Annotated in this window: 21 protein-coding genes; 10 read left to right on the top strand and 11 right to left on the bottom strand. The window is 73.3% G+C overall.

What is annotated here, in order from left to right; translation table 11 throughout:
- Positions 1-28: 28 nt before the first annotated feature.
- From ACTWQF_RS20305 to ACTWQF_RS20330, 6 genes are all read right to left on the bottom strand, one after another.
- Positions 29-1,609, bottom strand: a complete 1,581-nt coding sequence (locus ACTWQF_RS20305) for an ABC transporter ATP-binding protein (RefSeq protein WP_443281010.1) — start codon at positions 1,607-1,609, stop codon at positions 29-31.
- A complete protein-coding gene (locus ACTWQF_RS20310) occupies positions 1,606-2,487 on the bottom strand; it encodes an ABC transporter permease (RefSeq protein WP_443281011.1) in 882 nt (293 codons plus the stop codon). Before ACTWQF_RS20310 ends, ACTWQF_RS20305 begins: the two co-directional genes overlap by 4 nt.
- Positions 2,484-3,431: an ABC transporter permease gene (locus tag ACTWQF_RS20315; protein WP_443281227.1), complete on the bottom strand. Its 948-nt coding sequence runs from the start codon at positions 3,429-3,431 to the stop codon at positions 2,484-2,486. Before ACTWQF_RS20315 ends, ACTWQF_RS20310 begins: the two co-directional genes overlap by 4 nt.
- Before the next feature lie 65 nt (positions 3,432-3,496).
- Positions 3,497-5,077, bottom strand: a complete 1,581-nt coding sequence (locus ACTWQF_RS20320) for an ABC transporter substrate-binding protein (RefSeq protein WP_443281012.1) — start codon at positions 5,075-5,077, stop codon at positions 3,497-3,499.
- A gap of 26 nt (positions 5,078-5,103) precedes the next feature.
- Entirely contained in the window at positions 5,104-6,411 is a 1,308-nt protein-coding gene (locus ACTWQF_RS20325) for an MFS transporter (RefSeq protein WP_443281228.1), read from the bottom strand.
- Positions 6,412-6,575: 164 nt separating this feature from the next.
- Complete coding sequence (locus ACTWQF_RS20330) at positions 6,576-8,234, bottom strand: acyl-CoA dehydrogenase family protein (RefSeq protein WP_443281013.1); 1,659 nt, start codon at positions 8,232-8,234, stop codon at positions 6,576-6,578.
- 140 nt (positions 8,235-8,374) lie between these two features.
- On the opposite strand from ACTWQF_RS20330, the gene ACTWQF_RS20335 reads away from it, so the two are divergent.
- The 4 genes from ACTWQF_RS20335 to ACTWQF_RS20350 all read left to right on the top strand — a co-directional run bounded on the left by ACTWQF_RS20335 (position 8,375) and on the right by ACTWQF_RS20350 (position 13,835).
- Positions 8,375-9,451 carry a YihY/virulence factor BrkB family protein gene (locus tag ACTWQF_RS20335; protein ID WP_443281015.1) on the top strand — a complete coding sequence of 359 codons (1,077 nt, stop codon included), beginning with the start codon at positions 8,375-8,377 and terminating at the stop codon, positions 9,449-9,451.
- A 238-nt stretch (positions 9,452-9,689) separates the two neighbouring features.
- Complete coding sequence (rsgA, locus tag ACTWQF_RS20340; protein ID WP_443281016.1) at positions 9,690-10,823, top strand: ribosome small subunit-dependent GTPase A; 1,134 nt, start codon at positions 9,690-9,692, stop codon at positions 10,821-10,823.
- Between the two features lie 255 nt (positions 10,824-11,078).
- Positions 11,079-12,260 carry an MFS transporter gene (locus ACTWQF_RS20345; protein WP_443281229.1) on the top strand — a complete coding sequence of 394 codons (1,182 nt, stop codon included), beginning with the start codon at positions 11,079-11,081 and terminating at the stop codon, positions 12,258-12,260.
- Positions 12,261-12,293: 33 nt separating this feature from the next.
- Complete coding sequence (locus tag ACTWQF_RS20350; RefSeq protein ID WP_443281017.1) at positions 12,294-13,835, top strand: AlkA N-terminal domain-containing protein; 1,542 nt, start codon at positions 12,294-12,296, stop codon at positions 13,833-13,835.
- Here the strand turns inward: ACTWQF_RS20350 and ACTWQF_RS20355 are convergent.
- Positions 13,789-14,208 (bottom strand): PPOX class F420-dependent oxidoreductase, encoded by a 420-nt coding sequence (locus ACTWQF_RS20355; protein ID WP_443281018.1) that lies wholly within the window; start codon positions 14,206-14,208, stop codon positions 13,789-13,791. The two genes, ACTWQF_RS20350 and ACTWQF_RS20355, sit on opposite strands and share 47 nt — an antisense overlap.
- Positions 14,209-14,350: 142 nt before the next feature.
- Here ACTWQF_RS20355 and ACTWQF_RS20360 point away from each other — a divergent pair, with 142 nt between their 5' ends.
- Positions 14,351-15,445, top strand: a complete 1,095-nt coding sequence (locus ACTWQF_RS20360) for a protein phosphatase 2C domain-containing protein (RefSeq protein ID WP_443281019.1) — start codon at positions 14,351-14,353, stop codon at positions 15,443-15,445.
- 15 nt (positions 15,446-15,460) lie between these two features.
- Here the strand turns inward: ACTWQF_RS20360 and ACTWQF_RS20365 are convergent, their stop codons facing one another.
- Positions 15,461-15,835, bottom strand: a complete 375-nt coding sequence (locus tag ACTWQF_RS20365; RefSeq protein ID WP_443281020.1) for a MerR family transcriptional regulator — start codon at positions 15,833-15,835, stop codon at positions 15,461-15,463.
- A 75-nt stretch (positions 15,836-15,910) separates the two neighbouring features.
- Here ACTWQF_RS20365 and ACTWQF_RS20370 point away from each other — a divergent pair, with 75 nt between their 5' ends.
- Positions 15,911-17,173, top strand: a complete 1,263-nt coding sequence (locus ACTWQF_RS20370) for an MFS transporter (RefSeq protein ID WP_443281021.1) — start codon at positions 15,911-15,913, stop codon at positions 17,171-17,173.
- A 139-nt stretch (positions 17,174-17,312) separates the two neighbouring features.
- Here ACTWQF_RS20370 and ACTWQF_RS20375 read toward each other — a convergent pair whose 3' ends face one another.
- Positions 17,313-18,428: a DUF2637 domain-containing protein gene (locus ACTWQF_RS20375; protein ID WP_443281022.1), complete on the bottom strand. Its 1,116-nt coding sequence runs from the start codon at positions 18,426-18,428 to the stop codon at positions 17,313-17,315.
- A 218-nt stretch (positions 18,429-18,646) separates the two neighbouring features.
- A complete protein-coding gene (locus ACTWQF_RS20380; protein ID WP_443281023.1) occupies positions 18,647-19,498 on the bottom strand; it encodes a (2Fe-2S)-binding protein in 852 nt (283 codons plus the stop codon).
- Between the two features lie 142 nt (positions 19,499-19,640).
- Here ACTWQF_RS20380 and ACTWQF_RS20385 point away from each other — a divergent pair, with 142 nt between their 5' ends.
- Positions 19,641-20,417, top strand: coding sequence for a GntR family transcriptional regulator (locus tag ACTWQF_RS20385; protein WP_443281024.1), 777 nt, complete (start codon positions 19,641-19,643; stop codon positions 20,415-20,417).
- Between the two features lie 133 nt (positions 20,418-20,550).
- Here the strand turns inward: ACTWQF_RS20385 and ACTWQF_RS20390 are convergent, their stop codons facing one another.
- Complete coding sequence (locus ACTWQF_RS20390) at positions 20,551-21,336, bottom strand: hypothetical protein (RefSeq protein WP_443281025.1); 786 nt, start codon at positions 21,334-21,336, stop codon at positions 20,551-20,553.
- A 402-nt stretch (positions 21,337-21,738) separates the two neighbouring features.
- Between ACTWQF_RS20390 and ACTWQF_RS20395 the strand changes: the two genes are divergently transcribed.
- The 3 genes from ACTWQF_RS20395 to ACTWQF_RS20405 are packed head-to-tail and all read left to right on the top strand — an operon-like array spanning position 21,739 to position 25,812.
- On the top strand, positions 21,739-23,442 hold the full coding sequence (locus ACTWQF_RS20395) for a hypothetical protein (protein ID WP_443281026.1): 1,704 nt from the start codon (positions 21,739-21,741) through the stop codon (positions 23,440-23,442).
- The gene (locus tag ACTWQF_RS20400; RefSeq protein WP_443281230.1) at positions 23,360-24,481 is read left to right on the top strand and encodes a glycosyltransferase family 4 protein; all 1,122 of its coding nucleotides are present in this window, start codon (positions 23,360-23,362) and stop codon (positions 24,479-24,481) included. The genes ACTWQF_RS20395 and ACTWQF_RS20400 overlap by 83 nt, the downstream gene beginning before the upstream one ends.
- Positions 24,475-25,812, top strand: coding sequence for a sensor domain-containing protein (locus ACTWQF_RS20405; RefSeq protein WP_443281027.1), 1,338 nt, complete (start codon positions 24,475-24,477; stop codon positions 25,810-25,812). The genes ACTWQF_RS20400 and ACTWQF_RS20405 overlap by 7 nt, the downstream gene beginning before the upstream one ends.
- The last annotated feature ends 18 nt before the right edge of the window (positions 25,813-25,830 follow it).

Here is a 25,830-nt window from a genome sequence, read left to right on the forward strand (position 1 = left end):
GGCAAGCGCAGCCCTCATGCGGGGTGCGTCACCGGGGAGGGCGCCACGCCCGCACCAGCGCGTCGGTGACCGGGTGCTGCGGAGCCGCCAGCACCGTGCGGGTCTCGCCCTCCTCCACCAGTGCTCCGCCGTCGAGCACAGCCGTCCGGTGTGCCAGGGATGCCGTCTCCAGGTCGTGGGTGATCAGCAGCAGGCGCATGCCGTCCGACGTGGAGAGCCCCGCGAGCAGGTCGAGTACTCCGGCGCGGGCGCCGGGGTCGAGCCCGGAGGTCACCTCGTCGCACACCAGCACCCGAGGGCGGGCGAGCAACGCACGGGCGAGCGCAGCGCGTTGCAGCTGGCCGCCCGACAGATGCCCCGGGAGCCGCGCCGCTGTCCCGTCGTCGATCCCGACCCGGGCGAGCGTCGCCCGCGCCTCCTCCGCGGCCTCCTGCGGCCGGGCCCCGCGCAGCCGTACGGCAGTGCGCGCGACCTGTGCCAGCACCGGGCGGTGCTCGTCGAAGGCGCCGCGTGCGTCCTGGAACACGTACTGCACAGCCGCCAGTTGGGCGGGGGTACGGGAGCGTACGTTCCGGGGCAGTGCCTCGGTACCGTCGAAGCCCACCTCGCCCGCCCAGTCCCGGTGCAGCCCGGTCACACAGCGGCCCAGCGTCGTCTTGCCGCTGCCCGAGCGCCCGACCACCGCGACCGACTGACCGGTCGGTATCGCCAGCCGTACGTCGCGCAGCGCGCACACTGTCCCGCTGTCCCGGTCGCGGTAGCGGGCGGCCTCGACGCGGACCCGGAACAGGTCCGTGGCCGTACCGGACGGCGCGGGTGCCGCGGCCCGTGCGATGGCCGGCGTGGCCCGAGGGGAGGGCGGTTCCCACTCCTGGGAGCTGCCGACGACCCGGCCCTCGCGCATCGTGACGACCTCGTCGGCCAGCTCCCCGACCACGTCCAGATCGTGGGTGAGCAGCAGTACGGCGATGCCCTGGCGTGCCACGGAGCGCAGTTCGGCGACGATCCGCCGCTTGGTCACCGCGTCCTGGCCCGTCGTCGGCTCGTCCGCGACCACCACCCGCGCCCCCAGCAGCAGCGCCTGGGCGAGTACGACACGCTGCTGCTGGCCGCCGGAGAGCTGGTGCGGAAAGCGGCGCAGCAGCGGCTCGCCCGTGCTGTGCTCCCCGCTGAGCTGGGCTGCCTCCAGCGCCCGCCGGACGCGGGCGTGTACGGCGGCACGCCGCCCGCGCCGCCGGCCACCGGACGCCCGCTCCTGCCGGGCGGCGATCTCGTACAGCAGCGCACCCGCACGGCGCGCCGGGTTGAGCACGGCAGCCGGGTGCTGGGGCACGTAAGCGCCTTTGACGTCCGGGAGCGCTTCGCACTCCAGCTGGGCGCCGGCCGGTGCCTGGCCGAGCAGTGCGAGCCCGGTCGTGGTCTTGCCGCTGCCCGAGGGGCCGACCAGCGCTGTCACCCGCCCCGCGTGCAGTTGCAGCGACAAACCATCGACCAGTAGCCGTTCACCGGCCCACACCCGCAGTCCCCGCACTTCGGCGACGACACGGGCCCCGGCCCCGGTCCCGGCCTGCCCGTCCGTGGTTTCCGACCGTGTACCGACGCCGTTCACGTGGCTCCCTCCGCTCGCTCCGGCCGTCCGGCCCGCACGGGCCGCCGCTTTCCGCTTCTGCGGCTGCCGCTCCTGCCGCTGCTCCCGCCGGAGCGGCCCTGCCGGGCGAGTGCACCGTCGCCCAGCAGGTTGGTGCCCATGGACAGCGCGACGATCAGCAGCGCGGGCACCACCACTGCCCAGGGCTGGACGAACAGCCCGGTGCGGTTCCGGTCGACCATGACCGCCCAGTCGGCCGCGTCCGGCTGCACGCCGACGCCCAGAAAAGCCGCCGTCGCCACCAGGTACAGCACCCCCGTCATACGGACACCCGCGTCCGCCGTCAGGGTCCGCAGCGACGCGCGCCCCACGTAGCCCGGCGCGATCCGCCACCAGCTCTCGCCCTGGAGCCGCAGCGCCTCCACGGAAGGCCGGGCGGCCGCCTCCGCCGCCGTGGCCCGTACGATCCGCGCGGTGTCCGGCACGTTGACCAGTGCCACCAGCAGCGCGAGTCCGACCGGGCCCGGACTGAGGACGGTCGCAACCAGCAGCACCAGCAGCAACGAGGGGACCGCCAGCAGTACATCCAGCGGCCGCATCAGCAGTTCCTCCAGCCAGACCCGGCCGGTGAGCGCGGCGGCGAAGCCCAGCGGAAGGGCCACCAGGTAGGCGAGCACGGTCGCGGCGAGCGCCACCAGCACCACCGAGCGCCCGCCCAGCAGCACCTGGTGCCACACGTCCCGGCCGGTGAAGTCCGTGCCCAGCCAGTGACCGCCACCCAGCGCGAACGACGTCCCGCGCGGCCCGGGTTCGCCGGCCAGCAGCGGGCCCAGCACAGCGAGCAGCAGCGGAACCGCGACGAGCACCAGGCCGAGGGCCCAGCCCGCGTGCCGTCTCACGCGACCACCCCCGAGCGCGGCGCGAGCCGGTGCACAAGCAGATCGGCACCGAGGTTGAGCAGCACGGTGACGGTTCCGAAGACGACGGCGAGCCCCTGCACCACAGGGACGTCCCGCGCGGCGACCGCGTCCATCAGTACGGTGCCGAGCCCCGGCACGACGAACAGCGCCTCCACGACGATGACCCCGCCCAGCAGCCAGTCGACCGTACGGGTCACCTGCTGAACGGCGGGCGCCACGGCGTTGGGGAGGGCGTGCGCGTAGCGGACGCGGCGCGGGCCGATGCCGCAGCGCGCCGCATGGGCCGCGTACGGGGAGCGCAGGGCCTCGACCATGCCCGCGCGTACCAGTCTGCTGACGGAGCACACCGGCCGCGTCAGCAGAACGAGCACCGGCAGTACGAGAGCCGCCGGGTGGGACAGCGGCGCTTCCCCGCTGCCGACGGCCGTGGGCGGCAGCCAGTCCAGGTGCAGCGCGAAGACGCTCACCAGCAAGACCCCGAGTGCGAATTCCGGTACGGCGTAGCTGCCGACCGTCACCGTGCTGATCAACTTGTCGACCGTCCGGCCCTCGTGGCGCGCGGCCAGCACCCCGAGGCCGACCGCGACGGGCACCAGCAACGCGATCGTGAGCGCCGCCAGCACGAGCGTCGGCCCGAAGGCGGCGGCCAGGATGCCGCTGACCGGGCGCCCGGTCACCAGCGAGGAGCCCAGGTCCCCGCGGAGCAGCCCGCCCGCCCACTCGGCCAGCCGCTCCCAGGCGGGGCGGTCAAGACCGAGCGCCTCCCGGATGGCCGCGATCCTGGCCGGGTCCGGCTGGTCACCGGCGAGCGCCACGGCGGCGTCACCGGGCAGCGCTTCGGTGAGCGCGAAGACCAGCAGGACGACGCCCACGGTCTGCGCCAGCCCGAGCAGCAGCCGCCGCGCCACCCATGAACGGCGCAGGCGGGCGGCGTGCGCGGCTATCCGGCGCACCCCGGACGCAGCCACCGGCGTTGCGGGGAGTGCACTCACGCCAGCCACACCTTGTCGAAGCGTGCCCAGTCCAGCGTGTTGGCGGGCGCGTCCCGGCGTACGCCCCGCAGCTGCCGCGCGGTGCCGACGATCCAGTCGGCGAACCCCCACACCAGAAAGCCGCCTTCGGCGTGCAGACGGCGCTGCATGCGCGCGTAGAGCCGCTCGCGCTCGGAGTCGTCGGCGGTGGACTGCGCTGTGGCGTACAGCTCGTCGAAGTCCTTGTGCTGCCACTTGGTGGCGTTGGTCGTCGAGTCGGTCAGCAGCCGCTGCGAGATGTGGGTGCCGATCGGCATGGCGCCGGAGCGGTAGCAGCACATGGTGCCGGAGTCGAGGATGTCGCTCCAGTAGCTGTCCGGGTCGCCCGTCCTGACCTTGACGGTGACGCCCGCCTTCTTGGCCTGGTCCCGGAAGATGGCGGCGGCCTCGGTGAAACCGGCGGCCACGTCGGAGGTGTCCAGGGTGACCTCGAGATCTTCCGCGCCCGCCTTCTTGAGGAGGGCGCGGGCCCGGTCGAGGTCCTGGTGGCGCTGGGGGAGGGAGTCGGCGTAGAACTCGTACCCCTTGCCGAACAGGTCGTTGCCGATCTCGCCGGCGCCGGAGAGCGCGCCCTTCACCAGTTCGGTGCGGTCGGCTATGAGGAAGAACGCCTCCCGCACCCGCTTGTCGTCGAAGGGCGGCCGGTCCGTCTTGAGGGCGAACGCCTGCATGGCGCTGTTCTTGAGGCGGACGATGTTCACCCGGCCGCTGTCCTGGTGGGCGCGTGCGGTGGTCGGGTTCAGCTCGTGCGCGTACTCGACCTGGCCGCCCAGCAGCGCGTTGATCCGGGCCGACTCCTCGTTGACGCCGACGAACTCCAGCTCGTCCAGATAGGGCGCACCGTCCCAGTGGTCGGCGTAGCGGCGCAGCACGGTCGAGGTGCCGGGCCGGAAGGACACGAAACGGAACGGGCCGGAGCCGACCGGCTTCTTGAAGTCGTCGTCGACGTCGGCAGGGAGGATGTAGGTGCCGAACGCCGCGAGCACGTTGGGGAATTCGGCGGTCGGCCGCTTGAGGTGGAACTCGAGGGAGCGCTTGCCCGTCGCGCGGCTGGCGTCCAGGTCGATGGGTTCCAGGTCGGCGCGGGCGCGGAACGCCTTCTTCGGGTCGGCGATCCTGCGGTAGCTGTGCAGCACATCGGCGGCGGTCACCGGGGCGCCGTTGTGGAAGGTGGCCTCGCGCAGGGTGACGCGCCAGCGCTTGAGGGCGCGGTCCGGCTCCCAGGAAGCGGCGAGCCGGTGCCGTGCGGCCAGGTCGGGCCCGAAGTCGGCGAGCTTGTCGAACAGCGCCTTGGCGCGGGCCGCATCGCCGAACAGGTTGGCCAGGTGCGGGTCGAGCGTCTCGTTGGTGCCGCCGCCCGCGAACGCGGCCCGCAGTCGTCCGCCGCGCACCGGCCGGCCCCCGCCACCTCCGCCGGCCGGGTCGGCGCACCCGGCGAGGGCCAGCGTGCCGAGCGCCGCAGCGCCCGCTCCCGCGGCGAGTACGCCCCGCCGGCGGGGTCCGTGCAGGGTGGGGGCAGGGCGATGCTGCTCTCTCATGATGGTGAACTCCTGGAGAAGAGGGACTACTTGAAGGTCTTCGGCGTGGGGCGGGCGTGCGCGGAAGTCGTGGGCTTCGCCGAGGCGGGGGAGGGCATCGCACCCCGTCGGCGCAGCAGCGTGATCCCGGCGGCGGTCAGCAGGCCGAAGCACAGGCAGCACACCCACGGCAGCCAGGGCGCGCCCCGCGCCGCGCCGGCGTCCATGGCCCAGCCGACCAGTGCGTTGCCACCGGCGGCGGCGATGCCGGAGACGGCGTAGAACACCCCGAAGTACGTGCCGGTCAGCCCCTCCCGCCCATAGGCGGGCACCAGCTCCATGACGAAGGGCTGTGCCGCCATCAGTCCCGCGTACAGCAGCACGGCGCCCAGCAGGACGGGCAGCAGTCCGAGCGCTGCCCGGGCGGGGTCCTCCGGGGTGTCGGCCCAGGCGATGAGCAGAGGTGGCAGGAACGCCAGCCCCATGACGGCCGGCCCGGCGGCGATCCAGCGTGCCCGCTCGCCCCGGCCCTGGAGCGCCCGGGTGAGCCGCAGTTGGAAGGTCAGGCTCGCGATGGTGCCGGTGAGGAACACCAGCCCGGCCGCGCCGTCCCAGCCGGTGGCCTGGCGCGCTGCCGCGGGGAACAGCAGATACAGCTGGTTCTCCATGGCGAACATCCCGACCATGGCCAGCGCGAACCCCAGAAAGGCGCGGTCGCCCAGCACTTCGCGCCAGTCACCGAACACGCCGCGCAGTCCCTCGGCTCCCGGCGGCGGTTCCGGTGCCGGACGGGCCGGCAGGGCGAGGGCCTGGGCGACGGTCAGCAGCAGGAAGAGCCCGGCGGCGACGAGTGCCGAGGTGCGGAACCCCGCCAGCAGCAGGGCGGTGCCGAGCACCGGACCGGCCAGGGAGCCCGCCGTCGCGAAGACCTGGAAGAGCGCGAACGCCTCGGCCTTGCGCTCACCGGCCTCCCGCGCCAGGTACGTACGCACGGCCGGGTTGAACAGCGCTCCGGCGAACCCGCTCAGCGCGGAGGCGGCGAGCAGCACCGCCATGCCGTCGCCCATCGCGAAGAGGCCGAAGCCGACGGTGCGGAGGGCGCATCCGGCAATGATGACCGTGCGCGGCCCGAGCCGGTCGGCCGCCGTCCCGCCCACCAGGAAGAGTCCCTGCTGGCTGAGGTTGCGTACGCCCAGCACGGTGCCGACCACGGCGGCAGAGAGGCCGAGGTCCTGGCCGAGGTGGGTGGCCAGATACGGAATCAGCAGATAGAAGCCGGTGTTCACGCCGAACTGGTTGACGAGCAGAACGCGGACGGCGACCGGGAAGCCCCGTGTCTCCCGCCAGACGCGCACCAATGCGTCCCTCCCCCTCGAACGGCCTGCGTTGCGGATGTCCGTCCGGGCGGAAGCGCGCGCGGCCGGCGTGCTGCCACCCGTGCGGGGCGGCAGCACGCCGGCCACTATACAGAAATGAACACCGTTTTCATTTATCCTGCGCCGGCTACCTCGCCGGTCGGCTACGCCACCGGCAGCGCCCGCTCCACGATCGCCTCCAGGTCGAGCCCCGAGGGCAGCGTGCCGAAGGCAGCGCCCCAGTCGCCGCCCAGCCGCGAGGCGCAGAACGCGTCGGAGACGGCGGTCGGCGCGAACCGCACCAGCAGCGAACCCTGGAGGACCAGCGCCATCCGCTCCACCAGCCGCCGCGCCCGGGTCTCGATGCCGTCCAGGTCCGCCAGCTGGGAGAACACGTCCTTGGTCGCGGCGTCCAGCCGGTGGTCCGCGCCGTGCGCCTGACCGATCTCCGTCAGGAACGCGTTCAGCGACTCGGGAGAGCGCTGGAGCGCCCGCAGCACATCCAGGGCCTGGACGTTCCCCGAGCCCTCCCACAGCGAGTTGAGCGGCGACTCGCGCAGCAGCCGCGGCATCGGTGACTCCTCCACATAGCCGTTGCCGCCCAGGCACTCCAGCGCCTCGCCTGCCAGCGGCACACCGCGTTTGGTCACCCAGTACTTGGCCGTCGGCAGCGCCAGCCGCAGGAACGCGCGGTCGGCCGCCGCCTGTTCGCCCTCTCCTGCCGCACTGTCGTACGCCGCGGCCAGCCGCAGGGTCAGTGTGGTGGCCGCCTCCGACTCCAGCGCCATGTCCGCGAGGACGTTCCGCATCAGCGGCTGCTCGATCAGCAGCTTGCCGAACGCCGAGCGGTGCGCGGTGTGGTGGGTGGCCTGCGCCACAGCCTGCCGCATCAGCGCCGCCGAGCCCGTCACACAGTCCAGCCGGGTGGCCGCCACCATCTCGATGATGGTCGCCACCCCGCGGCCCTCCTCGCCAACCCGGCGCGCCCAGGTGGAGCCGTCGAACTCCACTTCGCTGGAGGCGTTGGAGCGGTTGCCCAGCTTGTCCTTGAGTCGCTGGATACGGAACGCGTTGTGCGTACCGTCCGGCAGCACCCGGGGCACCAGGAAACAGGTGAGGCCGCCGGGTGCCTGCGCCAGCACCAGGAAGACGTCCGACATCGGCGCGGAGCAGAACCACTTGTGGCCGAGGAGTGCGTACTCGCCCTCACCCGTCAGCGGCACGGCCTCGGTGGTGTTGGCGCGTACGTCGCTGCCGCCCTGCTTCTCCGTCATGCCCATCCCGGCGATCGCCCCCAGCTTGGCGCTCGCGGGGCGGTCCAGTCCGTAGTCGTAGACGTGCGAGCTCAGCCGCGGCTCCCACTCGGCGGCCAGCGTCGGCTCCTTGCGCAGCGCCGGCACGGCCGCGTGCGACATCGAGACCGGACAGCTGTGCCCCGCCTCCACCTGGGACCACACGTAGAAGCCCGCGGTACGCCGCAGCTGCCCGTCGGGGCGCGACCACGCGTCCGTCAGCCCCGCGGCCACCGCGTGCTCCATCAGCCGGTGCCAGGCGGGGTGGAAGTCGACCTCGTCGATCCGGTGCCCGTACCGGTCGTGCGTACGCAGCACGGGCGGGTGGTCGTTGGCCTGCCTGCCCCACTCCTGCGCTTGGGCCGAGCCCGCCGTCCTGCCCAGCGCGGCCAGCTCGGCGCGGGCCTCCTCGGCGCGCTCGGGGGCCATGTGCCGGGCCACGCCTTCGGCCAGCGCGGGGTCGGCGGAGAAGACGTCGTAGTCGACCAGCGGCGGAGCCTGGTTGGTCACAGTGTGTGTCGAGGGTGGCATACAGATACGTTAAAGAGGTGCGTGCAGTCGAGGAAACCCCTGAGCAGACCGCCGGACGGGCCCCCCGGTGGGCTCCCCGGCGGTCCCGTGGCCAGTTCCGCAGGGCGCGGGTGAAGTATCGCGACGTCCCCAAAAGGAGGATGGCGTGGCTGCTGCTCAAGGACACCGTCAACTCGTGCATGGAGTACCGCGTGCTCGGGCTGGCGGCCGAGGCGGCGTTCTTCACGCTCATCTCCATCCCCCCGCTGCTCCTCGGCGTGATCGGCCTGCTGGGTTACCTGGACTGGATCGGCGCCGACACGATCGAGATGATCCGGCGGAACTTCCTGGACGCCTCCGCCACCGTGCTCTCCGACAGAGGCGTCGACCAGGTCGCCCGGCCGCTCATCGACGACGTGATCAGAGGCGGCGGGCCCGATGTGATCTCGCTCGGCTTCGCGCTGGCACTGTGGTCGGGCTCACGGGCTGTGAACGTCTTCATCGACACCATCACCGTGATGTACGGGCTGGACGGGCGGCGGGGAATCGTCAAGACCCGGCTGCTGGCGTTCTTCCTCTACCTCGTGGCACTGGTGATCGGCGCGGTGGCGCTGCCGCTGATGGTGGCGGGCCCCGACGCGGTGCTACGCCTGGTGCCGCAGGCGCAGTGGGTGGTCAGCGTCTTCTACTGGCCCGTCGTGCTGCTGCTGTCCATCGTCTTCCTCACGACCCTGTACCACGTCTCCGTGCCGGTGCGGTCCCCCTGGCGGGAGGACATCCCCGGCGCCCTGGTGGCGCTGGTGATGTGGGTGCTCGGCAGCTTCCTGTTGCGGCTGTATCTGACGAACACCGTGGAGGGCCCCACCATCTACGGCTCGCTCGCCGCACCCGTCGCCGTACTGCTGTGGATCGGCGTGTCGGCCTTCGCCGTGCTGGTGGGCGCCGCTGTGAACGCCGCCATCGACCACGTCTGGCCCTCGGTGGCCACGGCCGCGGCGCGGCGCGCCAACGAGCGGCGCCGTGAGGAGGCGGCGGCCGAGGTCGTCGCCGCGGTCGCCGCGCGGCGCCGCCGCTTGACGGAGGACGAGGACGCCGACTCCTTCGACCTGGACGCCCCCGCCGAGTTCCCCGAACGCTGGACCAAGTTCCTGCCCCCGTCGGACGTGCGGGGCCGCCTGCTGCGGCCACGCGGGCACGACCGCGACGACGCCGCCGAGGACAACACCCGGGGCGACTGACCCCGTCTCCTCGCCGCAAAATTGGTGGCGGTACGGCACCCGGCAGGGTTACCGTCCATGCCGACCCGCACGGTGGCACAGAAGCCCGCCGTGCCATGCGACAAGAAACGGAGGTGCGACTGATGGCTGTCTCCACGCTGGGCGCTGCCCACATCCAGTCCGTCACATCAACCTCCGTGGCCACCGGCTGACTCTTCCCTACGCGGAGCCGGGGCCACCCTTGTGAAGGGTCAACCCCTTGTCGCAGAGCACATCTCATACACGCGAACACGCGGCGCTGGCCGTATACGGCTGGGACGCCGACTGGCAGGCCGAGTACGTCCGTGCGACCGCCGACCCGGCCACTGCGGGGCCGGATCCGCTGCCCGGCAGGGTGGTGCGCGTCGACCGGGGCCAGTGCGATCTGGTCACCCCGGCAGGCACCTTCCGGGCCGACACCGAGTTCGTCGTTCCACGCGACCCCATGCGGGTCGTGTGCACCGGTGACTGGGCCGTCGTCGACGCGGACGGCGCCCCGCCGTACGTACGGACGCTGCTGCCGCGCCGTACCGCCTTCGTCCGCTCCACGTCCTCCAAGCGCTCGGAGGGGCAGGTCCTCGCCGCCAACGTCGACCACGCGCTGATCGCGATCTCTCTCGGCGCCGAGCTGGATCTGGGCCGTATCGAGCGGTTCCTCTCCCTGGCGTGGAGCAGCGGCGCCCAGCCGCTGCTCGCCCTCACCAAGGCGGACCTCGTACCCGACGAGGCCACCGTCGCGCACCTGGTCGCGGACGCGGAGACCACCGCGCCCGGCGTCCAGGTGCTGCCCGTCAGCGCGGAGACGGGCGAGGGCATCGACATCCTCGCCGCCGTCCTCGCGGGCGGCACCACGGCGCTGCTCGGCCAGTCGGGCGCCGGCAAGTCCACACTGGCCAACGCGCTGCTGGGGCACCGGGCACAACTGGTGCAGGCCATCCGCGACCGGGACGGCAAGGGGCGGCACACCACGACCACCCGCAACCTGCTCCCCCTGCCCGCGGAGACGGGCGGCGGTGTCCTCATCGACACCCCGGGGCTGCGCGGAGTCGGCCTGTGGGACGCCGAGGACGGGCTCGGCCAGGCGTTCGCCGAGATCGAGGAGCTCGCGGCCGACTGCCGGTTCCCGGACTGTGCGCACCAGTCCGAGCCCGGCTGCGCCGTCCTGGCCGCCGTCGAGGGCGGTGCCCTGCCCGAACGCCGCCTGGAGAGCTACCGCAAACTGCTGCGCGAGAACGCCCGCCTGGCCGCCCGCACCGACGCCCGGCTGCGCGCGGAGCAGCGCAAGGTCTTCAAGCAGCGGCAGGCGCTCGGCCGCCACATGATGGAGCGCAAGCGCGGGTCGCGCCGCCGCTAGGGCTTGGCGTGCGGAGCTGGTGCCCCCTCCCGTTGTCTCTGGGGAGGGGGTGCCCCTGTCCGTCGTTTGCAGGCTGCGGGTGGTTCGTGGCTTGTCGCGCCCACGCGGCGGAGCCGCACATCGACACAGCCCCGCGCCCCTTCGGGGCGCGGCTCCCTGCGAGGCTTGGGCCGGACGCGTCGTAAGCTGGCTCCCATGAAGCGACATTGACGCTCACAGAGTGCCGAAAACCATCCCGCGCGGTTCGCGCGGACGCTGTACGCGTACACCTTCCTTGACGACCTTGTACTCCTCTACCCGGTCTACGCGCTGCTCTTCGCCGAGCACGGGCTGAGCCCGGCGGAGATCTCCTCGCTGTTCGTCATCTGGTCGGTGACGACGTTCGCCCTGGAGATCCCGTCCGGCCTGTGGGCGGATCTCTTCTCCCGCCGTCTTCTGCTGGTGTGCGCGCCGCTGCTCAGGGCGGTCGGCTTCGCCCTGTGGACGTTCGCGCCGTCCTACCCGGCGTTCGCCGCCGGGTTCGTGCTGTGGGGCGCGGGGTCCGCACTGCGGTCGGGCACCTGGCAGGCCCTCACATACGAGCACCTGAAACAGCACCGGCAGACCGGCGCGTACCCCGAACTCGTCGGACGGGCACATGCGATGGGCACCTCGGCCGTGCTGCTGGCCGACGTGCTGGCGGCCCCGGTGCTCGCGACCGCCGGATACCGGGCGGTCGGCATCGCGAGCGTGGCGGCGTGCACGGTGACGGCGCTGACAGCCCTCACCTTCCCGTCCCGCCGGACGTCCCAGGGCACCGCCGCCGCTGTTCCGGCCGACGGCCACTCGGAGCCCGCCCCCACGCTGCGTACCGTCGCGGCGAGTGCGCTGGCGCAGGTGCGCGGTACGCCGGGCGTGGCCCGTGCGGTGGCGCTCACTGCCGTGGTGAGCGGCGTCACGGCACTGGACGAATACGTACCGCTCCTCGCGCAGGCGAGCGGAGCGGCACCGGCGGCGTTGCCGCTCCTGGTGGGGCTCGTCTCCGCAGGAGCGGCAGCCGGGGGCTGGCTCGCGGGGCGAGGGGAGCGGTGGGCGGCTCCCGTGCTGACGGCGGGCGCGCTCTGTCTGGTGGCGGCTGCCTGCGCGGCCGCAGTGCGGGTCCCGGCGGGGTTCCTGTTGCTGGCAGTCGCGTTCGGCGCGTTCTACTGGGCGGTGGCCCACACCGAGGCGCGCCTCCAGGAACGCGTCGACGACTCCGCACGTGCGACCGTCACCTCGGTGGCGGGCTTCGGCTCAGAAGTCGTCGCCGTCACCGTCTATGGCGGTTACGCGGCAGGCTCGGCTGGAGGTGCGGGACCGGCTTGGCTCTTCGGCCTCGCCGCCGTGCCGTTCCTGTGCGCCGCGTACGCGCTGCGCCGGGGGAACGCACGGCCGACGGCCATGTCCGAATTCCGCTAGCTCTCCGCCGGGTGCCCTCCCACACTGGGAGACGTGACGACAGAAGACAGCAGGTACGAGGCCGTACGCAGCAGGGACGCCCGGTTCGACGGGGTGTTCTTCCTGGGTGTGCGCACCACCGGCATCTACTGCCGGCCGAGCTGCCCGGCGGTGACCCCGAAACGGGAGAACGTCCGCTTCTACCCCACCGCGGCGGCAGCCCAGGCCGCCGGCTTCCGCGCCTGCCGCAGGTGCCGCCCGGACGCGGTGCCCGGCTCCGCCGAGTGGAACGTACGGGCGGACCTGGTGGGCCGCGCGATGCGGATGATCTCCGACGGTGTCGTGGACCGCGAAGGCGTCGCGGGCCTGGCCCAGCGGCTCGGCTACAGCCCCCGCCAGGTGCAGCGCCAGCTGACCGCCGAGCTCGGTGCCGGACCCGTGGCGCTCGCGCGGGCCCAGCGGGCACACACCGCCCGGGTGCTGCTCCAGACGACGCCGCTGCCCGTCACCCAGGTCGCGTTCGCGGCCGGCTTCGCGAGCGTGCGGCAGTTCAACGACACCGTCCGCGAGATCTACGCCCGTACGCCCAGCGAGCTGCGCGCGGCCTCCGCGCGGGGCGGGCACGGTCCCGCGGGCCGCCCCGAGGCGCGGGAGGCCGCCGCGCACGGCGGCGGGGCCGTCGCCGGGGTGCCGCTGCGGCTGGCGTACCGGGGAGAGTACGCCGCCGGGCAGGTCTTCGGCTTCCTGGAGCGCCGCGTGATACCGGGCGTCGAGGAGGTGCTGGGCACCCCCGGCAGCCGCATCTACCGGCGCACCCTGAACCTGCCGTACGGGACCGGCATCGCCGAGGTCGACGAGTGCCCCGCCCGCAGCGGCACGGGCTGGCTCGAATGCCGGCTGCACCTGGGGGACCTGCGTGATCTGACGACCGCCGTCCAGCGCGTGCGGCGCCTCTTCGACCTGGACGCGGACCCGTTCGCGGTCGCCGAGCGGCTCGGCGACGACACCGCGCTGGGGCAGCTGGTCGCCCGTACGCCCGGACTGCGCTCACCCGGTGCCGCCGACGCGCACGAGCTGGCGATCCGCGCGGTGCTCGGCCAGCAGGTCACCGTCGGCGCCGCGCGCACGCTGGGCGGCAGGCTCGTCGCGGCCTACGGCAAACCGCTGGCGGCACCCGACGGCACGCTCACCCACCTGTTCCCCGAGGTGGACGTACTCGCCGAGGCGCCCCTGGGCGAACTGGGCATGCCCGAGAGCCGCCGCCGCACCATCCGCACCGTGGCTGCGGCACTCGCGGACGGCACCGCGGTGCTCGACCCGGGTGCCGACCGCGAGGAGACCGAACGCGCGCTGCTGGCACTGCCCGGGGTCGGGCCGTGGACGGCGGGCTATATGCGGATGCGCGCCTTGGGGGACCCGGACGTCTTCCTCCCCGGCGACGTGGGCGTACGGCACGGGCTGACGCTGATCGGGGCAGACCCCGCACAGGCCGACCAGTGGCGCCCCTGGCGGTCCTACGCGCTGCACCACCTGTGGTACGCGACGGGCCTCACTCCTCCTCCAGCCCCCAACTGTGCACCCGGCGCGGGTGAATGACGATCAGCTCTTCGCTGAAGTGCGGGCCCAGACCGTGCGGTCCCTCGAGCAGCTCGGCGACGCCCCGGATCTCCACGCCGCGCACCCGCCACGGCTTGTGGCTGACGATGTCGTCCACGACGAGGGCGAGCTGGGGCTGGGTGTGCAGGTTGCGCCACTTCTTCGTCGTACCGAGGGCAAAGCCGCCCACCAGGACGGTGCCGTCGTCCTGCGGGAAGAAGCCGACGGGGTTGTTCTGCGGCTGTCCCTTCGGGTCCACCGTCGCCAGCCGCCCCAGCCGCTGGGACGCCAGGTAGTCCCGCTCGGCGGCGGTGAACTCCTTGTCGCGAGGGTCGGCCGGAGAGGTGCCGGAGGCAGGTGTCACATGTGTCATGCCCGGCAGCGTCACACGCACTGCTCGACACCGCATCGGATCATGGTCGGTTCCGGTCCACGACTTGCGGCGTAGGACCCCGGTCCGGTGACGATCCCGCGTACGCCCTTCCCGCCCGATCCGTGCGCGAGACAATGAGCCCATGAGCGGACCGGGGGCACAGGACGACGAGCGGTACCACGGCCAACACCGCGACTGGTGGGCGCAGTTGTACGACCCGCACGCCCCCGACACGGGCCGCACCCGCGCCCGGGACACCCTCGACGAGCGCTACCGCTCGGTGAGCCGAACCCTGACCGACACCTCTGCTCCCAGACCTGCCCCAGCGGAGTCGGCCGGCGCGTTGCCGGAGGCCGATCCAGGCGCGCTGGGGGAGCTGGTGCCGGACACGGCGCTGGAGGGGGCGCGGTTCGGCCGCGCCGCGCTGCGGGCGGCATCCGTGCGCGGGGAGGCGGCGCGGCGGGCGGGGGAGCTGCGCACGGACGCGCTGCTGGCCGCACGGTTCGGAGCGGGGGAGGACGGGCTGCTGCTGGTCGCCGTCGCGGCGGGGGCCCGGTCGGGTCCCGGCGGACACCGGGCCGCGCGCGAGGCGTGTCACTCGATCGGGTCGGCCGTCGGCCGCAGCCATGCGCGGCTGGTGGACGACATCCGTACGGCCCGCAACAGCGCGCTCCAGCCCGGGCTGCACCGGCTGACGGACCGCACGTTCGGCAGGCTGCGCGCGCAGGCCGCCGCGCTGGGCCTGGAGCCCGAGCAGTACACCGCCGATCTGCGGTGCCTGTTGCTGCCGGCCGATCCACGCTGCCGTATCCGGGTGTTCTTCGGTGCCGGCGGAGGCGGGCTCCTCCGGCTTCGGGACGGTGTCTGGCGGGACGTCGAGCCTGTGGCCACCATGTCGCCCGCGCCGGAGGGGAGTTCGGTCCTCGGCCGTGACCCGGCCGCGGGAGCCGCCGCTGTCCGTGACGGCTTCACCCCGGCGGAGCCGCCCGAGGCCGCCCGCACGGAGCCGTTCCGCTTCCGCTCCTGCCTCGCACAGCCCGGCGACGTGCTGCTGATGTGCGGTCCCGGCCTGGCCGAGCCGCTGCGCGCCGAGCCGCCCTTCGTCGACCGGCTCGCGGCCCGCTGGGCGGCACCGGGCGGGGAGCCACCGGGCCTTGCCGGGTACCTCGCCGACCTCGAGTACGGCGTCGAGGGGCACGAGGGCGACCGGACGGCGGCGACGGTGTGGGAGGGCTGAGCCGGCGGGCCGGGGTCAGGCTTCCGGCGCGCGGGTGGCCCGTACCGCGTCGAGGTATTCGGCGATGGCGTCCCGGTTGCGGGTCAGGCACTCCACGCGTGCCGTCATCCGCTCCAGCTGGTTCTCCAAGGTGGCGAGCATCTCGGGGGTGGCGTCCTGGAAATGGATCACCCGGGGCTTGTCGAGGCACGGCAGGATCTGCTTGATGATCCGGGTGGGCAGCCCGGCGTCGAGCAGTCCGCGGATCTGCAGCACCCGGTCGACGAACCGCTCGTCGTAGTCGCGGTAGCCGTTGGGGCAGCGCTCCGCGGCGATGAGACCCTGTTCCTCGTAGTAGCGCAGCAGCCGCCGAGGCGTTCCGGTACGTTCCGAGAGCTCTCCGATCCGCATGTGGCCGCCCTCACTCCCGCTCGAACCGTTCCGGCTTGACGTTCACATCAATGTGAGGGTTCGAGCATACCGGCCATGCGAACCGACACCGCGCGCGCTGCGCACACCGAGACCGGCGTCCCATCCGCAACTCCCCCCGCGTCCCTTCACTTCCGCCCCTCTGAGCGGCAGAGACTCCCGCTCGCCGCCCTGTTGGCGCTGGCGACAGCCGTCTTCATCACCAGCCTCACCGAGACCCTGCCCGCGGGCCTGCTGCCCGCGATGAGCGGCGACCTGGCCGTCAGCGAGTCCGCCATGGGCCAGACGGTCACCATCTACGCCGTCGGGACGGCACTCACGGCCATCCCGCTGACCGCGTTCACCGCCGGATGGCGGCGCAAGCGGCTGCTGCTGACGGCGATGGCGGGCTTCGCCGCGGCCAACACCGTCACGGCCGTCTCCACCGACTACACGCTCACCATGACCGCGCGGTTCGTCGCCGGCGTGGCTGCCGGGCTCGCCTGGGCACTGCTGGCCGGGTACGCGCGCCGCCTGGTGCCCCCGCACCTGGGCGGCCGGGCCATCGCGATCGCCATGGCGGGCATTCCGGTGGCGCTCTCGCTGGGCGTCCCGGCGGGCACGTTCCTGGGCAAGGCGCTCGGCTGGCGGATCGCCTTCTGGGCCATGACGGCACTCACCGTCGCGCTGCTGGCCTGGATCACGGCCGCCGTCCCCGACCACCCCGGGCAGCGCCCGGAGGCGCGGACACCGATGCTGCGCGTGCTGCGCGTACCCGGTGTGGCACCCGTCCTGTTCGTCACGCTCGGCTACGTACTGGCGCACACGGTGCTTTACACCTACATCGCCGCCTTCCTCGGCCATGCGGGCCTTGGCGGTTCGGTCGACCGGGTCCTGCTGGTCTTCGGAGCCGCGTCCCTGGTGAGCATCTGGTTCGTCGGCGCGCACATCGGCCGCAAGCTGCGTGCCCTGACCATCGGAGGCGCGCTCCTGGTCGCCGTCGCAGCAGCCGTACTGGCGGTGGCGTCCGACAGCACGCCGCTCGTGTACGGCGCGGTCGCGCTGTGGGGGCTCGGCTGGGGAGGAGCACCGACGCTGCTCCAGACGGCCGTCGGGGAGGCGGGCGGCGACTCCGCCGATGCCGCGCAGGCGATGCTCGTCACGCTGTGGAACGCCGCCATGGCCGGTGGCGGTGTCGTCGGCGGGGTGCTGCTGGAGGCGCTGGGCACGGAGGCTTTCCCCTGGAGCGTCCTGGCGCTGATGCTGCCGGTCCTGGCGGTGGTGCTCGCGGCCCGGGCGCACGCCTTCCCCGCCGCCGGGCGCGCTGCCGCCGCCGGGTGAGTCCGCGGGCAGACCCCGCCCTGGACGGCCGGTGCGGTACGAGGCGCCACTGAAACGCGCCCTCGTACCGCACCGGTCAGCCGTCATTCGTCAGTCAGCAGCCGTCAGTCATCAGCCCGAAGCCCTCGACCTGCAGCCCTCAGCCGAACTGCCGCTCGATCTCGGCCAGTTTCTCCTCCAGGCTGTCGAGCCGTGGGCTGGTCGCGTTCTTCTCGTTGCCGCCGCCGTCCCGCCCGGCGTCGCCCCGCATGAAAGCGCTGTCGTCCCCGACGGCCTGCAGCGCTGGCCGGGCGCGAGGGACCGGTGATGGGCTCACGGCGGGCAGGTCGGCGGAGCGGTCTCCCGCGGTGACCGCAGCGGCGGGCGGGGGAGTCGTCGTGGTGGGGGTGCCGATCTCGACCTCCACGTGGGGTCCCGGCTCGCCGCGGCCCCGGCTCCAGCGCCGGTGCTGCCGGTTGATGGCCTTGACCCGGGCCCGGTCGAGGCGCTCCTGGTCCTTGCGGCGCAGCCGTTCCTGCTCGCGCTGCCGACGGTCGTCGCGCACCTCGTCGACGGCCTCGTCCAGTGTGCCCACGCCCTCCAGCAGCATCAGCGACCAGGCCCCGAACGTCTCGCGGGGTGCGCGCAGCCAGCGGACGACGCGGATCTGCGGCAGCGGGCGGGGCACCAGGCCCTGGTCCCGCAACGCCGCCCGGCGGGTCTGCTTGAGCGCCCGGTCGAACAGGATCGCCGCCGAGAGCGACATCCCGGCGAAGAACTGCGGGGCACCGTCGTGCCCCGCGCCGCGTGGCGCGTGCACCCAGTTGAACCAGGCCGCGGCCCCCGCGAAGATCCACACCAGCAGCCGCGATCCCAGCGAGGCGTCGCCGTGGCTGGCCTCGCGTACGGCGATCATGGCGGAGAACATCGCGGCGCCGTCCAGCCCGAACGGGACCAGGTACTCCCAGCCGCCGGTCAGCCCCAGGTTCTGCCTGCCGAAGCCGACCAGCCCGTGGAAGGAGAGCGCGGCGGCGACGGCGGCGCAGCAGAAGAGGAGCAGGTACGCGGCTGTCGCATACATCGTCTCCTTCCGGCGGCGCCGCTCCTCGATGCGCTCCCAGGAGTCGGGCTGTCCGGGCGTGGTGCCGGCGGCGTCGCTCTCGGCGGGGGAGCTGTGGCGGCGCGAATGCGCCATCACCAGCACCGCGGTCAGAGTGCCGACGAGCAGCACGGCGCTCGGCAGCACCCAGTTCAGCGATATGTCGGTCAGTCTCATCGGGTGTGCCCCTTGCCGCGCGGTGCCGCGGTGCGCGCACGTCGCGGACGCCGCGTACGGGCCCGTACGTGCGCGAGGCGGTACCGCGCTCGCGCTCTGGCTTGCTTCGTGTTGCCGAGCATCTTTACGGCAGTGCGGCACCCCTCTGGGGGGTTTCATAGGAAGAGCACGCTAAAGGGGGCACCGGCGGCCCACAGGGGCACACGGGGTCGAACTTCCTAGCGGACAACTATCATTCGCTCGATACGTTCCGCGTCACACGTACGAGGGCAGGTGACGCAGGTGTCCTCGGGGCGGAGGGTGTAGAAGAGGCAGCAGCTCGCCCGGTCGCGCGTGGTCAGCTCCGCGCCGTCAGGAGCCGTCAGCCGACGGAAACCCGCCCCTTGGGCGAACGGTTTCAGCGAGCCGGGGAGCAGCAGTTCGGCCTCCGCCATCGCGCGTGATTCCTCGCCCAGCAGATGGCCCAGGTACCAGAGCCCTTCGGTGATCTCGTCGGTCGCCATCCCCCACAGCGCCCGCGAACCACGCCGCATCCGCGGCCTGAACCCCTCCAGTACCGGCGTTAGATGGGCGGCGACAGCCTCACGCACCTCGGCGCGCAGAGCCTCCTCGTCGGGCACCACGCGCGCGCCCGGCGCGGTCGCCGCCGGGTCGTCCGGCAGGCACGCGAACTCCTCGATACGGACCGCCAGCCGCCCCAGCGAACGCTGGAAGGCCACCGCCTCGACGGGCAGCCGCGGCACTCGCCGCTGGAGGAACCAGGGGATGGTGACGAGCAGGCAGACGGGCCAGGCGTAACGGTGCAGTCCGAAGCTGGCGACGACGTCCGGGCGGCCCTGCTGTCCGTAGTCCCGCAGGATCTGCTCCTCGTCCCAGGAGAGGAACGCGTCGAGCGCTTCGCCACCGGCCGCGAGTGCGCTCGCGCGTACCCAGCCGGAGCGCTCGGGAAGACGTTCACGAGCCGTGGTCTCGGTCACACCCAGCGAGGGGAACACTTCGGTCAGCCGCGCGTACGCAGCACGGAAAGGGGAGACGTCAGAGGCTGCGGGAACGAGGGTGGGCACGGCCATGAGGACCACCGAATCGACGATCGTTAGCAGGTAAGCCTAACCTTAGCTGATTGTGCCCGAGGTTTGATCTCGTGTCGCGTCGGCCTAGTCTGCACGGCAGCCTGCACTGGCGAAGACACGTACGGAGAGTGCTGGGGGCCACATGGAGCAGAGTCGAGCCGAGTCCCGCACGGCGCCGACCGCCGTCTCGCCGGCGGCCGTCCCTGCCGTGGGCTCCTCCGTGCCGCCTGCCCCTCGCACCCCGCGGCGGGCGGAAACTGCAGTCCGTGGCGAGCACACCCACAGCGAGCCCCCGGCCCCCAAGGTGGTGCCGCATCGCCACTCCGTACGGGACCAGATCCTCCAAGCCCTCCGCGCCGCGCTGCTCTCCGGTGAACTCGCCCCGGGCGAGGTCTACTCCGCACCCGCGCTCGCGGAACGCTTCGGCGTCTCACCGACCCCCGTACGGGAGGCCATGCAACTGCTGGTGAGCGAGGGCGCCGTCGAGACGGTGCCCAACCGGGGCTTCCGGGTGGCCCGGCACAGCCCCCGCGATCTGGCCGAACTCACCGAGGTGCGGGCCCTGCTGGAGGTGCCTGCCGTACTGGCGCTCGCCCGCACCCTGCCCGCCGAACACTGGGCTCAGCTGCGGCCGCTCGCCGACGACACATGGCAGGCGGCAGCGTGCGGGGACCACACGGCCTACGCCGAGACCGACCGCGCCTTCCACCGCGCTCTGCTGGAGCTGACCGGCAACCGGCAGCTCGTCGCGGTCGCCGAGGACGTACAGCGCCGCGCGCACCTGTCGGCCCTGCGCGCCTCGCCCGCGCCCCGCACCACCGACCTGCTCGCCGAGGCCGCCGACCACCTCGCACTGCTGGACGCGCTGACGGACCAGGACTTCCCCGCTGTCGAACGCCTGGTGCGCGGGCACTTCTGAGGCGACTGCAGCTCCGCGGCCATCCCGCGGCCTATTTGTGGCCATTTTTGCGGCCGTTCCGCGGTCCTTTTGCGGCGACTGTCCTGTCGTCGGCCCCATTCAGCTGCCGGGGCGGCGGCCCTGGAGCGGTGGATCACGTCTCAGCAGGCGCTTCGGTCTCATCGGTGGACCCGCCATCGGGCTCCGTCCCCGGGAGCCTGTCGGCGAGCCAGGTGGGAACGCCGCCCAGCAGCCGGAACAGCCGTCCCGCCTCCTTGCGCAGCCGGGTCGCCTCCGGTTCGGGCTGTACGTCGGCGAGCGAGGCCAGGGCAGGCGCCATACCGACCAGGAAGCCCAGCTCCTCGCGAAGCCGCAGCGATTCGGCGAACCCGTGGCGCGCTTCCGCCAGTTCACCCTCGCGCGCCGCGAGCCCCGCCAGGTGCCGCCAGGTCGAGGAGCACAGCAGCAGGTCCCCGCGGGCGGTCGCGCCCGCGTGCGCCCTGCGGTACGCGGCACGTGCCGACTCCGGGGTCTCACTCAGGTTCTCGGCCAGCAGCCCGCGCCGGAAGTCCAGCAATGCCCGCCCGGGAGCGTTGGGCTCCAGCAGCGCGGCGGCCCGGCCCAGCGCGGCCCGCGCCTCGTCGGTCCGGTCGCGTACGCCCAGCACGGTTGCCGCGTAGGCGAGCTGGCCGCGCTCGCAGGCCGCGGCCCCGCGGTCGTCGTCCACCTGCGCGACCGCCTCGGCGACGCGCAGCGCGTCCTCCGCCGCCGCCCAGCCGTCGGCCGTGTACATGCACCGCTCGACGAACAGCGCGGCCCGGCCCACGGCCGCCTGCGGATGCCCGTGGGCGTACGGCTCCAGCAGCGCTGCCGCATCCTCCCAGCAGCCGCGTGAGCGCAGCCGCCACACGGCCTGGCCCAGTGGACTGTCGGAGTCCATCGCCGGAGGTCGGGTCTCGTGTTCTGCGGGGCCTTCGGGGCCTGTGTGCCCTGGGGGGCCTGTGGGATCCAGCTTTTCCGAACGTGACATGGCGGTGTCCGCCACAGTGCCCTCCCCAAGCGCGCCGTCGAGCCGGATGTGATCGCATCACAGCACGGTTGAGCCGCCCGGCCAAGGGGGTGGTGTGAATCAGTTCACAAAGTTTTACCGGAAGCGGCCGACTGCCAAGGCGCGGAGAGCGGCCCCAACTGCTTTCCACGGCACGCCAGTCGGGGTGGCCGGTCCGGTCGGCGAGGCGTCGGGCCGGCTGGCGGGGTAGAGCTGGCTCTACCCCTCTGGCTCTACCCGAAGTCGGCATCTGGCTGTAGTGATCTCGGCGGCGATCAGCGGTTCGCTGGATAGGTGAACAGGACCGCCGCACGTCGCACCGCATACGCAGCCTCCGCTCTCTGGACCGTCTGCGCCTTCTTCGCCGCCCTCACCGCGGCCGTGACCTCGCTGCCGCCGCACCGCGTGTGGGGCGTGCTCGCGGCGTGCGGGTACGCGGCACTGGCGCTCGCGTCGCTGGCGGCTGCCCGGCGCCCCGCGCCCCGCGCGTCCTCCGTCACGGAGACGACTCGCCGGGCCGCTCCACCGCCACGCGGCCCGACGGTGCTGCTGACCAGCAGATTTCTGCTGCTCGGCTGCGGATTGGCGGTTGTGGCGCCGCTGCTCGTGCTCGTGTTCACAGGCAGCGCCCAGGAAGAGGTGCACGTCGTCCACCGCGCCGGCGCGCGCCTGCTGACACACGGCACCCCCTATCTGGGCCCCGACCAACTGGCCGGTGCGGACTACTCGGCGTACAACCCGTATCTGCCCGGCATGGCCCTCTTCGGTGTGCCGCAGCAACTTCTGGGGCTCGACGCCCGGTTCGGCTTCGCCGCCGTCTTCCTCGGCACCGTCGCCTTCAGCCTGCGGATCGCCGGCGGCCACGCTCCGGAGACGGGCCGGTCCTCCCGCCGCGGACCGGTGAGCCGGTGGCCGGCGGGCCGGTTCCGGGGCCTCCGCAACTCGGTCGCGGGGCCGACCGGCGGCGGGGCGGTGGGAGTTCGGTCCGCCGGTGCCCGGACCGTCGCAACCCGGCTCCGGGCGCGAGCTCCAAGGCTCGGGTCCACCGGCCGCCGCACGCTGATACTGACGGCTTCGCCCCTGGTCGCGTTGCCCATGGCCGTCGGCGGGGACGACCTGCCGGTGCTCGGTCTCGTCTGCCTCGGTCTGGCACTGGCCGGACGCCCCGGGAGCGGCGCAGCGGGCCGGGCGGGGCTGGTGCTCGGCGCGGCGTGCACGCTCAAGGCGACGGCGTGGCCCGCGCTGCCGGTCGTCGCGGCGCTGCTCGCAGTGCGCGCGGGGCGTCCCGCGGTGCTGCGGCTGCTCGGTGGTGCGGCGCCGGCACTGGTGGCCGGGGTGCTGCTGCCCGCGCTGGTCGACGGTCCGGGGCTGATGGCCAACGCGGTCCGCTTTCCGCTCGGCCTGGCGGAAGCCCCGTCCCCGGCGGCAGCCCCGTTGCCGGGCAGGCTGCTCGCCACCCTCGGCCCGGCCGGGCACCTCTGTGCCGTCGCGGCGCTGGTGCTGGCCGCCCTGCTGATCGGCGGCTCGCTGCTGGTGCGGCCACCTCGGGATGCGAGCGGTGCGGCGCTCCGGCTCGCGCTGGGCCTGCTTGCGGCGATGGCGCTGCTGCCCGCTTCCCGCTTCGGCTACGCCGTCTACCCCGCCGTACTCGCCCTGTGGGCGCACTGGAGGACCCTTGATGTGCGACGAACCGAACCAGCCCCCGTCCGACACCGGCCGTCCGCAGCCACTGCGTACGCAGCCGTCGGCACGCCCGACACCACCCAAGTACGCGACACCGGCGCCTTGCTCGCCTCCCGAGCCGGATCCGTCGGGGGAAACGGGCACCGGCGCCCCGGCCAGGAGCCACCCCGGGAGCCGGCCCCGGAGCCGGAACGGGAGCCATGGCAGGAGCCAGGTGCAGGGCCGCACGCTGATCGTGACGAACGACTATCCCCCGCGCCGGGGCGGCATCGAGACGTTCGTCCACGAGGTCGCACGCCGGTTTCCACCCGATGAGGTCGTCGTCTACACGGCGGCCCAACCCGGATCGGACGCCTTCGACGCCGCGCAGCCGTTCCCCGTCGTCCGGGAGCAGGTCCGCACGCTGCTGCCGACGCCGCGCGTGGCGGAAACGGCGCGGGCACTGGCCTTCCGCTACGGGTGCGACCGCGTGTGGTTCGGCGCGGCAGCCCCGCTCGGGCTGCTCGCGGGACGGCTCGGACTGCCCTCGGTCGCCACCACCCACGGGCACGAGATGTGGTGGGCCGCGCTCCCCGGAACCCGGCGGGTGCTGCGCCGTATCGGCGACAGCGTCGGCACGGTCACCCACCTCACCGCGCACTCCCGGGACCGTACGGCACGGGCCTTCGGCCCTCGCGCCCGTACGGCACGCCTGGTGCCCGGTGTCGATACGGCGCTGTTCCGTCCGGGCAGCCGGGAACAGAGGGCGGAGGCACGGCGCGAACTGGGGCTGGCGGAGGGGCCGTTGGTTCTCAGCGTCTCGCGGCTCGTCCGCCGGAAGGGACAGGACGCCCTGATCCGCGCCTTGCCCCGTGTGCGGGCCGCCGTGCCGGGGACGACCCTGCTGATCGTCGGCTCCGGTCCGTACGAGGGGGCGCTGCGACGATTGGCGCGGCGGCTGCCGGGGCTGCCCGAAGGCGCAGTCGTCTTCGCGGGCTCCCGGGCGCACGGCGACCTTCCGCGCTACTACGCGGCAGCCGATGTGTTCGCCATGCCCTGCCGCACCCGCCGCCTCGGTCTGGAGGCCGAGGGTCTTGGCATCGTCTATCTGGAGGCTGCCGCTGCCGGACTGCCCGTGCTCGCGGGGGAGTCGGGCGGGGCACCGGAGGCCGTCAGGGACGGGGAGACCGGGCATGTGGTCGGCGGACGCGACGTCCGGGCTGTCGCCGACCGTCTCATCGGGCTGCTCACCATGCCGCAGGCGGCTGCCGCGATGGGTGCCGAAGGCCGCGCCTGGGTGGAGGCCGAGTGGAGCTGGGACGCCTCGGCCCGTCAGTTGCGCAGTCTGCTGTCCCATACGGTCATCACGTGGTGAGCAGCGACATGACGACAGCGGAGCCTCCGGCCGAGGACTCCGGGGGTGTGTGGCAGGCGTTGGCGGGCGGGCCCGGCGGGTTCCTGGGCTCGTTGTGGCCGCTGCGCGCGCTGGGTTACCTGCTGGCGGGCGGGGTGTTGGGCCTCGGCTGGCTCTTTCTCGCCGTGGGCCTGGTGGTGGTGGGGATTCTGCTGCTGCCCACCGGTATCGGAGTGGTGGCGCTGCTGTGCGTACCGGCGTCCGCCGCCGGGCTCGCCGGGCTGGAGCGGCGGCGGCTGCGCTGGCTCGATCCGCGGGAGGCGCCGTCGCCGCATCAGGACGCGTCTGCCGCGGAGCCCGAGGAGTCGGGCGGCAACGCCGCGCGGCGGGCGCTGCGCAGTCTGTGGCGGCGCACCAAGTCGCCCGCTACCTGGGTGGAGTTCGGCTTCGCGGTGCCCAACGCACTGCTGTCGCTGCTGGATCTGCTGGTGGCGGTGCTGGGGCTGGGCCTGGTCGCCAGCCAGCCGTTCGCACTGTTCACCGTGTTGGGCGGGGACCAGGTGATGTACGGGGAGAGCATCGTGCTGACGGAGCCGCATCAGGTGCTGCCGTGGCTCCTGCTGACGCCGGTCTTCGCCGCGCTCGCCTGCTACCTGTTCGCGGGGCTGGCCGGGATGCGGGCAGCGCTCGCCCGCGCTGCGCTGGTGGGGCCGCGCCGCGAGAGGGAGCTGGACGCGCGGCTGACGGAGGTGACCGCGTCCCGCGCCAGGCTGGCCGACGCGTTCGAGGTGGAGCGCCGCCGCATCGAGCGCGATCTGCACGACGGTGCGCAACAGCGGCTCACCGGACTGATCATGACGTTGGGTCTCGCCAAGCTGGACGCGGATCCGGCGCTGGTCGCCAAGGCACAGGAGGAGGCGCGCGCCGTCCTCACCGAACTGCGGGACCTCGTACGCGGTATACATCCGTCCGTGCTCACCGACCGGGGCCTGGGGGCGGCGATCGAGGCGCTGGCCGAGCGCTCGCCGATACCCGTACGGGTGGAGTCGCGGCTCGGTGCCCGACGCCCTGCCGAGGCGCTGGAGGTCGCCGCGTACTTCGCCGCCGCGGAGGCGTTGACCAATGTGGCCAAGCACAGCGGGGCTTCCCACGCGACGGTGGCGATACTGGGCGGCCAGGCGCTGACGGTCGAAGTCCGCGACGACGGCAGGGGCGGCGCCGACCCGGACCGCGGCACGGGTCTGACGGGGCTCGCGGACCGCCTCGCGGTGCACGGCGGGAGACTGCGCCTCTCCAGCCCGCAGGGCGGTCCCACGGTGGTGCGGATAGAGCTGCCGGGGACGGATGGGTAGGGGATGCAGGATGGGCGG

It is taken from the genome of Streptomyces sp. 8N114, from assembly GCF_052245835.1.
GTDB lineage: Bacteria > Actinomycetota > Actinomycetes > Streptomycetales > Streptomycetaceae > Streptomyces.